The 12,101-nt window shown below is 54.5% G+C and carries 14 protein-coding genes; 10 read left to right on the forward strand and 4 right to left on the reverse strand.

All coding sequences use genetic code 11. The features are described from left to right. The 5 genes from AC1DVF_RS24170 to AC1DVF_RS24190 form a co-directional block, all read left to right on the forward strand. Positions 1 to 481: hypothetical protein (locus AC1DVF_RS24170; protein ID WP_477783253.1), on the forward strand; the 481-nt coding region annotated here is incomplete at its 5' end. Positions 482 to 647: 166 nt separating this feature from the next. Next, a complete protein-coding gene (locus AC1DVF_RS24175; RefSeq protein ID WP_477783254.1) occupies positions 648 to 1,835 on the forward strand; it encodes a restriction endonuclease in 1,188 nt (395 codons plus the stop codon). Next, positions 1,836 to 2,255: a very short patch repair endonuclease gene (locus AC1DVF_RS24180; protein WP_477783255.1), complete on the forward strand. Its 420-nt coding sequence runs from the start codon at positions 1,836 to 1,838 to the stop codon at positions 2,253 to 2,255. Between the two features lie 390 nt (positions 2,256 to 2,645). Then, positions 2,646 to 3,155 carry a BRO-N domain-containing protein gene (locus AC1DVF_RS24185; protein ID WP_477783256.1) on the forward strand — a complete coding sequence of 170 codons (510 nt, stop codon included), beginning with the start codon at positions 2,646 to 2,648 and terminating at the stop codon, positions 3,153 to 3,155. Positions 3,156 to 3,431: 276 nt separating this feature from the next. Then, complete coding sequence (locus AC1DVF_RS24190; protein WP_477783257.1) at positions 3,432 to 4,418, forward strand: hypothetical protein; 987 nt, start codon at positions 3,432 to 3,434, stop codon at positions 4,416 to 4,418. 3 nt (positions 4,419 to 4,421) lie between these two features. Here the strand turns inward: AC1DVF_RS24190 and AC1DVF_RS24195 are convergent, their stop codons facing one another. The 3 genes from AC1DVF_RS24195 to AC1DVF_RS24205 form a co-directional block, all read right to left on the reverse strand. After that, positions 4,422 to 5,618, reverse strand: coding sequence for a hypothetical protein (locus tag AC1DVF_RS24195; RefSeq protein WP_477783258.1), 1,197 nt, complete (start codon positions 5,616 to 5,618; stop codon positions 4,422 to 4,424). A 117-nt stretch (positions 5,619 to 5,735) separates the two neighbouring features. Then, positions 5,736 to 6,422, reverse strand: a complete 687-nt coding sequence (locus AC1DVF_RS24200) for a DUF6933 domain-containing protein (protein WP_460091966.1) — start codon at positions 6,420 to 6,422, stop codon at positions 5,736 to 5,738. A 77-nt stretch (positions 6,423 to 6,499) separates the two neighbouring features. Then, positions 6,500 to 7,315, reverse strand: a complete 816-nt coding sequence (locus AC1DVF_RS24205; protein WP_477783259.1) for a sulfite exporter TauE/SafE family protein — start codon at positions 7,313 to 7,315, stop codon at positions 6,500 to 6,502. A gap of 112 nt (positions 7,316 to 7,427) precedes the next feature. Here AC1DVF_RS24205 and AC1DVF_RS24210 point away from each other — a divergent pair, with 112 nt between their 5' ends. The 3 genes from AC1DVF_RS24210 (at position 7,428) to AC1DVF_RS24220 (ending at position 8,898) form a co-directional block, all read left to right on the forward strand. Next, positions 7,428 to 8,195, forward strand: coding sequence for an AraC family transcriptional regulator (locus tag AC1DVF_RS24210; protein ID WP_477783260.1), 768 nt, complete (start codon positions 7,428 to 7,430; stop codon positions 8,193 to 8,195). A gap of 93 nt (positions 8,196 to 8,288) precedes the next feature. Further along, positions 8,289 to 8,606, forward strand: coding sequence for a helix-turn-helix domain-containing protein (locus tag AC1DVF_RS24215; RefSeq protein ID WP_093430417.1), 318 nt, complete (start codon positions 8,289 to 8,291; stop codon positions 8,604 to 8,606). Between the two features lie 10 nt (positions 8,607 to 8,616). Then, positions 8,617 to 8,898 carry a helix-turn-helix domain-containing protein gene (locus tag AC1DVF_RS24220; protein WP_257355949.1) on the forward strand — a complete coding sequence of 94 codons (282 nt, stop codon included), beginning with the start codon at positions 8,617 to 8,619 and terminating at the stop codon, positions 8,896 to 8,898. Between the two features lie 21 nt (positions 8,899 to 8,919). Here AC1DVF_RS24220 and AC1DVF_RS24225 read toward each other — a convergent pair whose 3' ends face one another. Beyond that, a complete protein-coding gene (locus tag AC1DVF_RS24225) occupies positions 8,920 to 9,975 on the reverse strand; it encodes an MBL fold metallo-hydrolase (protein ID WP_460129886.1) in 1,056 nt (351 codons plus the stop codon). A 217-nt stretch (positions 9,976 to 10,192) separates the two neighbouring features. On the opposite strand from AC1DVF_RS24225, the gene AC1DVF_RS24230 reads away from it, so the two are divergent. Both AC1DVF_RS24230 and AC1DVF_RS24235 read left to right on the forward strand, forming a co-directional pair. Further along, positions 10,193 to 10,801, forward strand: a complete 609-nt coding sequence (locus tag AC1DVF_RS24230; RefSeq protein WP_257355950.1) for a TetR/AcrR family transcriptional regulator — start codon at positions 10,193 to 10,195, stop codon at positions 10,799 to 10,801. A gap of 156 nt (positions 10,802 to 10,957) precedes the next feature. Beyond that, a complete protein-coding gene (locus AC1DVF_RS24235; protein ID WP_460092260.1) occupies positions 10,958 to 12,025 on the forward strand; it encodes a diguanylate cyclase in 1,068 nt (355 codons plus the stop codon). Positions 12,026 to 12,101: the final 76 nt, after the last annotated feature.

Genomic DNA, 12,101 nt, shown 5'->3' on the forward strand with positions numbered 1-12,101 from the left:
GACACATGGAATTTCCTTGGCCGATAGAGGCGCAATATCAAGTCTCAACAATATATTAACCGTAAAAGATTTTATAAATACATTTGGTATGAGCCAAGAGCAAGCTGCAATTGAGCTTTTTTCGCTGTTAAAGCCTGAACACCTTTCAGAAGCACGCTGGATAATTTGCCAAGCTCATGCGGCGTGTGATCATGCTCAGAACAAATCGGTTCCAATGAGCTACTTTGTCGGTTTGGAAATCGAAGACCGCTATCTAAAACCAAGAAAAAATAGACCGGAATTTCTTTGGGTTTCACCAGCATTTAGAATCAATGGAAAGATCCGCTCACTAGTATTTAATGCTGGCGCCAATATCCCACTGCCGACCATACGTACTAAAGAAGTAAATGCACTCTATCGCCTCAATGAGTCAATACTCAACGACTTGTTGTTCAAGCTTAGAACCCATTTAGCGCGACCCGGAATCATTGGAGTTTATTAATCGTAACAAGAGAGAGAGAGAGCGGCGGACGAGCGCCGCTTCTACTCTTATTTTACCCCCCCAACAATATCTATAATTTTGCCAGCAGCACCAATCAAGTTTCTCCTATGGAATTTTTTTAGATTTCCAGGCACCATTCTCTAAATGATGGCAACTGGACATTATCGTGACAAAAAACGCAGTTTTCTCAGTTGAAGAGCTGGCCAAGGCAGACTTAGTTATTGACGCTCGATACTCCGGCAGCAGGAACGGAAATGCCAGTGATGACCCGCTTAATAAGATGCTAAAACTAAGCAATCAGGGCGGATTTAGGATAAGAGGTAAAAGAGGATCTCCCAATGTGATTGCTTTGCTATCAAGCATGGAGGATCTTGACTGGCCCGATGAACTCGACCTATCAACTGGGGTGTTCACCTACTACGGTGATAACAAGAAGCCCGGGCGTAAACTGGACGAAACCCATCGCTATGGCAACAATCTTTTGGAGCTTATTTTCGAGCGGCAACACTCTGGCGACAGGGCAGATATCCCACCCATTTTCGTTTTTACCAAAGCAGGAATCTATCGAGATGTAATTTTCAGGGGGCTTGCCGTTCCGGGTCGAATCGGAAGCACTCACAACGATGATTTGGTAGCTGTGTGGCATGCCAGCAAAGGTCAGCGCTTTCAGAACTACAGAGCGACGTTCACAATTCTCGACTTGCCAGAGATTTCCCGGGATTGGCTGACGGACATCATCAATGGCATGCGAGCAAGCGATAGCGAACACGCACCGTTTGAATGGATGAAATGGGTTCGCTCCGGGCAATACACTCCTCTGATTGCCAAGCGATCTCAGCCTATCCGCTCAAAAAAGGAACAGCTGCCATCTTCGAAGGAAGACATGAAAATGCTTTCGATCCTACACAAGCATTTCGAGTCAGATCCGTATGCATTTGAGGCGTGCGCAGCACATCTGGTGAGGGTTTGTTTGCCTGATACGGTTGAACTCGATCTGACGAGGCGGTATCGCGATGGTGGTCGAGACGGTACGGGAAAACTCAGAATTGGAAGGCCAGAAACCTCAGTTCTAGTAGATTTTGCAATCGAAGCTAAATGCTACGGGATTGCTAACTCAGTAGGCGTTCGTGAAGTATCCAGGTTGATTTCTCGCCTACGGCACCGACAATTTGGCGTGATTATCACCACCTCCTGGCTTCATGACCAAGCCTACAAGGAGATAGTAGAAGACGGCCATCCCGTGATGATCCTTGCAGGAAGAGACATTGTTGAGCTTCTTCGCGAAACTGGACTTCAGGACAGCAATGCAGTGATGTCATGGTTGAACATGAGCTTCCCTTTGACTGAGGTGTGAATGAGTGCAGACATAGTCACCCCCGAGCATCGCTCCAGTATCATGTCCAAGATTCGGGGAAAGAACACAAAACCAGAAATGGTCTTGCGTTCACTATGTCACCAGATGGGGCTCCGATTCCGCCTGCACAGAAGAGACCTGCCGGGAACACCTGATCTGGTGTTCCCGAAATATCGCCTATGTATGTTCGTTCACGGCTGTTTTTGGCACCGCCATCCCGAGTGTAAATATGCATATATGCCAAAAAGCAGGGTCGATTTTTGGCAAACCAAATTTACGAAAAATGTTGAAAGGGATCTCAATGCCCAACAGGCTCTGATCGATCTGGGATGGCGGGTGGTAACTATCTGGGAGTGCCACACAAAAAACAGAGATCTCCTACGCGTTGAAATCCAAAAGGCATTCAACATTGAAGCCTAAGGACTACATGCCTCTTCACCTCAAAATAGTTGGCGTTTTTGAAGGCTTGACCATGCAGCGCTGAGCCCCTAGGCTCACAACTCGGCGCCTAAGAAACGCCTTAAACCAGAGCGGTCCTCCGCACCCGACAGTCATGCGGCTTTTTTTCGTCTGCGGTTTCTCTACGCCTGCGAAAAATCCCGTTATGTCGGGAGTGGGCGAATACAAGACCCGAAAGGGGAATATGTCCGGCCCGTCTCTGGTGGGTTTCTTAGCTCCCGACACCCTAACGAATGCCCTAAGAAAGCAGCCAGAGGTAAATGGAAATGCCTGAATATCAAACCTTCATGATGAAGGTGAATCGCTGTACCCGTACAACGCCCTCGTCGCTTCCGACCCCGGAGGCTCGCCATGACTGAGCCACTTTTACCGACTCGATTTACTCGCAACAAAACGCACCTGCATGCCGTTCTGGTTGAGAACCAGGTGTGGTTCTGCGTCCATGATCTAGGGCGGTTGATGGGTAAACATCTTGATGAGCGCCAGCTACGCAAACTCGATGCAGATCAGCGTCAGTTGATGTGCGTGGAGCTTTTCGGCGAAATAGAAGAACAGTGGATGGTGAGTGAATCTGGCGTGTACGCGTTACTGATTTATCACTACTGTCCTGAGTACCGACAGCTTCGTGAGTGGGTGACGCTTCAGGTTGTGCCAACGCTGCGTGATGCTCGACCGTCRCGATCTGTGGAGCGTCCGACGTTGAGTGTTTTGAGCTGGCCGCAGATGTCGCTGAGTACGTTGCACTGGCAGGATGAGCCGTGGATTCGCTTGCGGGATATGCCTTGTTTGTTGGCGAATGATCCGTTTAATCGTCATGAGTCCTGGTGGCGTAAGGCTTCGCGATTGTTGCGTGGAGGCTGAGGGTTTCAGAGTCCGCTGTTTGAGTTTTCAAGCAGCGGATTTTTTGTGGCCAAAAGTCCTTGGGACAGCTCCGCTGCCCATCGGGGATAAATCCCCTCACCACATTTGAAACGTGTTGCTGCCGGGCGGGTGTCTGGATTCGATATTGAGTTGATGCCACCAATCGCAAGCAAGCTGGCTCCCACAGATTCCGCATCATCCTGAAAACAATCAGTGCAACCCGCGCCACCTCCCGCTATTAATACCCCTCCCCCACTCAAGGATCCGAGCCCCACCATGAAATTCGATCTCGCCTACTGCCTCAGCCTCGACGACAAGTTGTCGATCTATGACGTTCGCGATCTCAATTTCGATGAGACGGTTGCCTTCGACTCTGCGAAGGAACACTTCCAGTGCCCCAACGATGCCTGTCGTTCGGCGTTCGAGGCTTCCAATGAGTTGGGTACGTTCAACGCAAAGAACGTGAATTACGTGCGCACGCCGCACTTCAAGAATCTACCGACCACGCAGCATGTGGCGGGTTGTCCGTATGTGAGTTTGAAGGCCTCGGCTTCGGGCGTTGAAACGGCGGATGGCGAGGTGGATGACGGGCGTGAGGAACACTTCCCATCAGAGTTGTTGCTGACCCGGCGTGAGTATGTGCGCAAGCCTGTCGCGCCAGCGGGGGCGGCGGATGTGTTGCGCGATGATCCGGTGCGGGTGGCGACGGAGAGTGGTAAAGATTCGGCGGGTCGTGAATCGGCGCCGGACAAGACCAGTGTGTTTGCGCATCCGGTGGAGTGTTTTGTTTCGAACTTCGCGGACAAGGAGTTGCTTAAGCGCATGCCGTTGAAGGTCGGCGAGCATACGGCGCCGTACAGTTCGTTCTTCAAGAAGATTGAGTATCTGACGGACAACAAGGGGCTGATTTACTGGGGGCGGATCAAGAAGATCGAGGACTTCCACAGTGCCAGTTTTCGTATCGATTTCGAGGACAAGGTCTGGTTCAAGAAGCCCGAGGACAGTAAGAAGAAGCCGTATCCGGTCAGTGTTTATCTGAACAAGAAGCTGATCGACAACTACCGCAAGCGCAAGGCGTTTCTGGAGGAGATCAAGCACGCGGTGGATAGCGACAAGGCGTTGTTCTGTTTCTTCTATGGGGTGACGCCGGAGTTGAAGCAGGTGCCCGGCAAGAAGAACCCCGAAAAGCCTTTCGAGGTCTTCAATGCCAATATCGAGAACCTGGATCACTTCATTATTCGTGAAGCGCCGGGGCTGGAGTGATGGTTAGTCTTGGGGCAGTTGCAGTTTGACGGCGCCGGGGTGTTGTTTGATCAACGAGTACGGCAGGATCGACCAGTCGGGTGAATCGCAGGCTCGCTCGACGCGGGCGAAATACGCGCCGATGTACAAACCTTTTTCGGTGAAGTGCCAGTTGGAATAGCTCCAGTTGTCTTCATTGGTGAAGTCGCAACTGTCTTCATCTCCGCCTGCCGGTTTCTTCATTTCATCCGGGTACAGCGCGGTGAGTTGCTTTATTAGCCACGGCTTGAAGATTTCGCGTTGGTACTTTGAGCGCGCTGCGTCTTCAGCCTCGGTCAATGGCTGGTCACCACCTCGGTAACGATCAGCGTGAAGGATTGGCTGACCCTCGCCCACCCAGAGCACGTCTTCGAGCGACAACGGATGGCCGGTTTTCACATCGATGTTGAGCGGTGAATCGCCGAAGTCTGGGTGCGCACCGCCGCAGTCGTAGCTGGTGGAGATGTTCAGGCTGATGACGCTGGGCGAGATAAATGTCGGGGTGACATCCTGGAGGAATTCGGCGTAACCGCGACCTCGCAACTGGCAACCGTAGTAACTGATGGYCTCGTCCCAAAAGCGCCCGAGCAATTGCTGGTTAACCCGTTGCAGATCTTCTTTTGGCATCCCGGATTCGATGCTGAACATGGACATCTTGGTATCAGGCTCTTCCCACCATTGCAGGGAGTAGCCCATGAAGTCCTGCTTTTTACCAGGTTTGAGTTTCAATCCCTGAAGCCGCAGATATTCGTAGGGCTCGCTCTTGGGCAACTTGGCGATGTAGGGCAATGCATTCGCCGGAACTTCGGGAAGTGGCGTATCGGTAACGAGCACGGGCAGTTTTTTGCCTTTAGCGTTTTGCCATTCGCCCTTCCAGCCGGCCTCAATCGGTTTCAGTTTGAGGGTCGGTAATGGCTTGTCCGGGTCCATACGATTGCTGCCCTCTGTGAGCAGCAAGACGTCATTTTTATAAGTACCGTTAAGCTCTAGATCGCGGTGAAATTTCTCATAGAAGTAGCGACCGGTGACTTGCTCCGGGTCACTGGTGTCGACTTCGAACACGATCGGCATTTTGCCCAACGTGCCGGTGAATACCATCCGGTTATCTTCGGCCTGCGCGGTGGATAGTAGCGAGAACAGCACAGCAGCGCAGGTTGCCAGGCGCATCAGTCCCTTGAGCATTGATCGATCCTTGAAAGAGGCGGAGGCCGCGCCGGCACTTGAGGGCCGGCGCAGATAAATTCGGGGGGATTATGGAGAGAACAAATCAGGGATGCGAGGCCCGCAGTGACTTTCAGGCTATTGCAGTTCACTCTGAAACGCCTCGATCTTCCGCTCTGCCTGTTTGCGTCGCTCCAGCGCAGCCTGAATGCCAGACTCATCGACAGCGCAATATTGGCGCAACCAGTGGGCGATCATTTCTTCATCTGGCCTGAAGTAATCCTTGCGCCCTTTGCTGTTTCTGAGTCGACTGTTCATCTGCGCATCGAACCCGATGGCCGCGCGTTCGCCCTGCGGCAAACAACCCCACTCGGCGGCACAGTCCTGAAAAAACCAGGCGATCTGCTCAATGTGCTGTTGTGCACCCCGATGGCTGCGACGATAGAAACGATGTTCTGCGCAGGCTTCGTCAAAACGATCCGACAGGATTCCCGCGTCAGCCCATTGCATGAAATCATGGTTGATCGCGTCGCGTAGCAAGCCTTCGCGCCAGCGTTCGACAAATCCTGCGACAAACCCTTCAGCATCGGCCTTTTTGGCATCGGCGAGGATCATGCAATAGCGGGTTTGCACATGGATGACGAGCAACACGTGTTTGCGTTGGACGGTGATTGCGTGCACGAGCCACTGCTCGTTGGAGCTGCCCGGTTGATCATCTTCGATAACTGCGGTCGGGGGTTTAGCGTCCACCGGAGTGATCACTTTGCCTTTGTGAACACGGCTGAAAAACTTACTGGCGGCTTCGGTGCAATTGAAGATCAACATCCGGGTTCTCTGGTAGTTGCTGGAGTATGGCGCTCAATTACCGATTTTGATTTCTTCCGCTGTAACCTGGCAATGATTCATTTAAGCGAAATGCACAGCAGCACAATAATCAGCAACCCGATATAGACCCAGGCATGAACCCGATCCGGGATCCGTCCAATCCATGGCGCGGCCAAGCGTATCCCGATGAGTGAGCCAACCGTCAGCACCGCAAAGGCGAGCAGATCCACATACCCGACAAACCACGCGCCCAGGTCAGCCTGACTGAACCCTGCTAACGCCATGTACGTCAGCGTCCCGGCCAATGCCACCGGCACACTCAACGGATTGGCCATGGACGTCGCTTGCGACATGCTCAATCCACAACGGCGCAACAGCGGCACGGTCATGACGCTGCCTCCTACACCCAGAAACGTCGCGATGGCGCCGATGCCTACACCACCTGCGGAAGTTTCCGTAGCGCCAAGTCGGCGTGGGATGACATCTGGGTTCTGAGTGAGAAAGCCACGTCGCAGCAGGCAGTCGACGATGGTCACGCCGAGGTAGCCGATGAACGCATAGCGAATCACTTCGCCGCTGACCCACACCGCCGCTATTGCGCCAACGACCGCACCCACTCCGATGAACCCACCCAACGGCCAAAGGTAATGGCGGATGAGATTGCCGGCGCGACGGTGTTTGTCGGTGGCGATCAGGGCGTTGACGATCATCACGCAGGTCGAGGTGGCGACAGCGATGTGCATTGCCGACTGGCTGATCGGGTCGTCTGCGCCGTGGCTGGCGGTGAGCAGGCGATACAGCAGCGGCACCACGACGAAGCCGCCGCCGAAGCCGAACAGGACGGCGGTGATGCCGGTCAGGCAACCGAAGAGGGTCAGCAGTAAATAGAACATGACGAGGTTTCCGTGAAAGGAGAGCGATCGACGATAGAGCGGCATCGCTTGGCCTGCTTCAGCAAGTCAGCCAATAATGTTTGCGTTTACGCCAATCACCGAGTAACGCCTGATGCGCAATGTTTCGATCAATCTGCTGGATGACACGCCGCGCGCGGTGGTGGCGATCGGTACGGATTATTCCCACGGTCACTTGCTGCCTTTTCACACGCATCGTCGGGCGCAATTGTTGTACGGCGCGACCGGGGTGATGCAGGTCAGCACTCACGACGGTAACTGGGTTGTGCCGCCGCAGCGCGCGGTATGGATTCCACCGGGGGTGGCGCATGAGGTGTTGATGCTCGGGGTCAGTACTCGCAGTGTGTACATCGAACCGGGCGCAGTGGATCTGGGGGAGCGCTGCCAGGTAATCAGCGTGTCACTGTTGATGCGGCATTTGCTGATGGAGGCGGTGGAAGTACCGCTGACCTATGACCTCGGCGGGCGAGATGGCGTATTGATCGATCTGTTGCTGCATGAATTGACGCGAAGTGCGCCGCTGCCGTTGCACATTCCGCTGCCGCCTGACGGAAAACTCCTGTCTCTGTGTCAGAACTTTCTGCATCAGCCGTACGCCCACCAATCGCCACAGCAATGGGCCGACCAATTACACATAAGCTTGCGTACCTTCAACAGACTGTTTCGCCAACAAACCGGGCTGAGCTTCAGACAATGGCGGCAGCAGGCTTGCGTGGTTCTGGCGCTGGCACGCTTGGCCTCGGGTGAAGCGGTGACGCGCATCGCACTGGACTTTGGTTATGAAAGCCCGGCGGCGTTCTCGACGATGTTCCGGCGGATCCTCGGGCAGGCACCGTCCGTCTGGTTGGAGGCGGCAAATTAGCGCAAATCAAAAAATGCGTTTGATCCCGGCCGAAAACAACTGTACAAAAACACAGTACATTTTCAATCAGCACTCTTGAGCCCGGAGCACACCATGGCCTCTCTTGCGATGAACCACATCCTCGAACGCATTGCCCTTTTCCAGTTCACCCCGACGCACTGCGTCCAGGCCCGAGCGATGCTGGGCTGGAGCGTGGAACAGCTATCGCGGGAGGCTGAGATTTCGGTTGAAGACATTCAACGCTTTGAAGCGCAGCAGGATGTAGCGGATGCGGCGCGACTGGCGTTGGCTTACCGGTTCGAGGCGCAGGGGCTGGTGTTCTTTCCCGGGTTTGCACCGGGGCGTAGTGCGAGTGTTCAGGGCGTGTCGTCGGAAGCGATGGGGCGTGGGGATTTTGCGATGGCTGAGTAAGGATAAAAACATGAGCGAGATCGAAGAAAGCACAGGCAATGTTTATCAAGATTTAGAGCTTGAGCGTGCAAGCGAGATGCTGATCAAGTCCGAGTACGCCACAAAATTGATCTCGCTTATCGCGTCCACCGACATAAGCGAATCTGAAGCCGCACAAAGACTGGGAATACCTCTGGAGAATCTCCAGCAAATCCTTCGTGGAAAATTCCGGGAGGTACCCGTTACTACGATGGCCGATTACAACATCAAGATTTCAGGGCTTGTTTCTGGAGCAACCGGTTCGCCCCCTTAGGCGCGAACCGTCTTCACCTGATCAAGCGCTCTGCACCACACCCTCACTCTCCCCTTCAACCGCCAACCACCACGCCTCCCCGCGTTGCGGTTGAGCGATATTGAACGCCTCCCCCATCTGCGGCGTGGTAATTGAAACACTGCGTTCCCACGCCAGTGCCAGAATCCGGTCGAACGGTTCGTGCCAGGCGTGCATCGCCAGGTCGAAGGTGCCGTTGTGGATCGGGAAGAGCCAGCGACCCTTGAGGTCGATGTGCGCTTGCAAGGTTTCTTCCGGCTGCATGTGCACGTGTGGCCATTCGACGTTGTAGGCGCCGGTTTCCATCAGGGTCAGGTCGAACGGGCCGAACTGTTCGCCGATGCGTTTGAAGCCGTCGAAGTAGCCGCTGTCGCCGCTGAAGAAGATCCGCGTGTCGCCGTCGATCATTACCCAGGATGCCCACAGGGAGCTGTTGCCATCGAACAGGCCACGGCCGGAAAAATGCTGCGACGGTGTAGCAACGAAGCGGATGCCGGCAATCTCGGCGCCCTGCCACCAATCGTACTGACGGACTTTGCTGGCATCGATGCCCCATTTGATCAGGGTGTCGCCGACGCCCAGTGGCGTGAGGAACAGGTTGGTCTTGGCGGCCAGTCTGAGCACGGCCTGGTAATCGAGGTGGTCGTAGTGGTTGTGCGACAGAATCACCGCTTCGATCGGCGGCAACTGGTCGATGCTGATCGGCGGCTGGTGGAAGCGTTTCGGCCCGGCCCACTGCACTGGTGATGCGCGCTCGGCGAAGACCGGGTCGGTGATGAAGAATTTGTCGCGCAGTTTCAGCAGCAAGGTCGAGTGACCGAGGCGATAGACGCTGTGATTGGGCGCTGCCAGCAGCTCTTCCCGAGTCAATGCTTGCACCGGGATAGGCGCAGCGGGCCGGGTGTTGCGCGGTTTGTGGAAAATCATGTTCCACATGATCCGCAGCATTTTGCGCAGGCCTTCGCGTTGCACCGGCGCATGATTACGAAACAGGCCTTGAGCCTGTCGAGAGGCTTCAGGCGTGGATGTGTTATCCGGGATCAAAACTGGATTGGCCATGACTGAATGACTCCAGAAAAACCGCGCAATTCGCGGTTTCTCCACGGTTGGGACGATAAATGGCCAAAGCTGCACGCATAGGCCGAACTGTCTGTTTTTTAGGTTGCGAGGATTAACGCAACATTACACTGGGCGGTGTAGTTTCTAGGTTGCATCAAAGCGGATGACAAGTAAACTGCCAAGTGTAATTTCACCCTTTCACTGCCGAAGCGTACTTATGACAGCTCCACAACGCCTCACCGACCGTAAACGCGAAGCCATTATTCAAGCGGCGATTACCGAATTCCGTGCCAACGGTTTCGAGATCACCAGCATGGACAAAATCGCGGCCACCGCCGGTGTGTCGAAGCGCACGGTGTACAACCATTTCCCCAGCAAAGAAGAGTTGTTCGCCGAAATTCTCAACCAGTTGTGGGCACGAATCAGCGCAGAGCAATCCGTCGTCTATAACCGCGATCAGCCCTTGCGCGAGCAATTACGGCCGATGCTCCAGGCCAAAATGCAGTTGATGGCTGACGAGAATTTCCTGACCCTGGCCCGTGTGGCAATTGCCGCCACCATTCACTCGCCGGAGCGCGCGCAGAACATGGTCGAGCGCATGGGCAAGCGCGAGGAAGGTCTGACCGTGTGGATTCGCGCCGCGCAGGCTGACGGCCGACTGAAACCGGTCGATCCGGAATTCGCCGCACAGCAAGTACAAGGCTTGCTCAAGACCTTCGCTTTCTGGCCGCAGATGTCTATGGGCCGAGCCGCCCTCGATGTCGATATGCAGAACAGTGTCGCCGAATCGGCGCTGCAGATGTTTCTGGCCCACTATCAGCTCTAAATCGCCCCTCTCCTGCGCGAACCATCGACTAAATGGCTCGGAAGGACACTGATTATTCCCGTTGGAATAAATGACAATGTCCGACAATCGACCGACGAACGGTTAGCCTGAGAAAATACTGCAAAGTATTTCAGGATGAATTTCGCGCAGGGCATCATGGAAAACCAACGCGGCAAAGGCTTGTCATTCGCCAGACGTATTTATCTGCCCAGAGCCATTGGCTTGGGCGTGGGATTCTTCAGCGTCGCTGCGGCGTTGTATCCGCTGAACATGCCCGACTGGCTGTGGGCGCTGTTGTTGTTTAACGGTTTCGCCTGGCCGCACTTGGCTTACCAGATATCCACGCGCTCGGCGTTCCCGTATCAGGCTGAACGCCGCAATTTGTTATACGACTCGATGTTCGGCGGTTTCTGGGCGGCGTGCTTTCAGTTCAACCCGCTGACCACCGTGACCATCCTGTCGATGATGACCATGAACAACGTTGCCGCCGGCGGCCAACGTCTGTTCGTGTTCGGCGCCCTCGCGCAACTCGCCGGTGTACTGCTGGGCTGGGCGATTTTCGGTGGCAAATTCAGCCTGACGATGACCCAAACGCAAGTCTGGGCCTGCCTGCCGATGCTTACTCTTTATCCGCTGGCGCTGGGCATGGTCTGTTATCACCTGGCGATCAAACTCTCCCAACACAAACGCGCACTGAGTGCCCTGAGCCGCACCGACAGCCTCACCGGCCTGCTCAATCACGGGGCCTGGAAAGACCTGCTGCACCTGAAATTTCAGCAGTGCCGCCAACACAACACCCAAGCCACTCTGGCGTTGATCGACATCGACCATTTCAAGGAGATCAACGACAGTTTTGGGCACATCGTCGGCGATGAGGTGCTGCGGCAATTGAGTCAGGAGCTCAAACGCCTGCTGGACCAGTACGAATTGGCCGGGCGCTACGGCGGTGACGAGTTCTGCGTGATCCTGCCGACACTGCCCCTGCACAAGGCCGAGGCCCTGATGGAGCAATTGCGCGAGGCATTGCAGCAGTACCGTCATCCGCAGGTGCGAGAGTTGCGAGTGGGCCTGAGTATCGGTTTGGCGCGCTATCAATACTTGTACAAGGATGCACTGGACTGGCTGGACGATGCCGACAAAGCGCTCTACATCGCTAAACACACGGGCCGCAATACCATCAGTGTGGCCTTGACCAGGACCGCGACAGACAACGTCGACGCCTAAAAAGTTATACAAAATTACAAATAATTACTTCCTTGTACAAGTTTATGAAGTTTTGTATAAGTAGCCATCTGCCAGC

The organism is Pseudomonas sp. P4_D7 (assembly GCF_056401755.1).

Excerpts from the sequence above, each read along its gene's own strand:
- AC1DVF_RS24180 (WP_477783255.1), top strand. The coding sequence starts at position 1,836 with ATGAGTGCAGACATAGTCACCCCCGAGCATCGCTCCAGTATCATGTCC.
- AC1DVF_RS24190 (WP_477783257.1), top strand. The coding sequence starts at position 3,432 with ATGAAATTCGATCTCGCCTACTGCCTCAGCCTCGACGACAAGTTGTCG.
- AC1DVF_RS24200 (WP_460091966.1), bottom strand. The coding sequence starts at position 6,422 with ATGTTGATCTTCAATTGCACCGAAGCCGCCAGTAAGTTTTTCAGCCGT.
- AC1DVF_RS24205 (WP_477783259.1), bottom strand. The coding sequence starts at position 7,315 with ATGTTCTATTTACTGCTGACCCTCTTCGGTTGCCTGACCGGCATCACC.
- AC1DVF_RS24210 (WP_477783260.1), top strand. The coding sequence starts at position 7,428 with ATGCGCAATGTTTCGATCAATCTGCTGGATGACACGCCGCGCGCGGTG.
- AC1DVF_RS24215 (WP_093430417.1), top strand. The coding sequence starts at position 8,289 with ATGGCCTCTCTTGCGATGAACCACATCCTCGAACGCATTGCCCTTTTC.
- AC1DVF_RS24220 (WP_257355949.1), top strand. The coding sequence starts at position 8,617 with ATGAGCGAGATCGAAGAAAGCACAGGCAATGTTTATCAAGATTTAGAG.
- AC1DVF_RS24225 (WP_460129886.1), bottom strand. The coding sequence starts at position 9,975 with ATGGCCAATCCAGTTTTGATCCCGGATAACACATCCACGCCTGAAGCC.
- AC1DVF_RS24230 (WP_257355950.1), top strand. The coding sequence starts at position 10,193 with ATGACAGCTCCACAACGCCTCACCGACCGTAAACGCGAAGCCATTATT.
- AC1DVF_RS24235 (WP_460092260.1), top strand. The coding sequence starts at position 10,958 with ATGGAAAACCAACGCGGCAAAGGCTTGTCATTCGCCAGACGTATTTAT.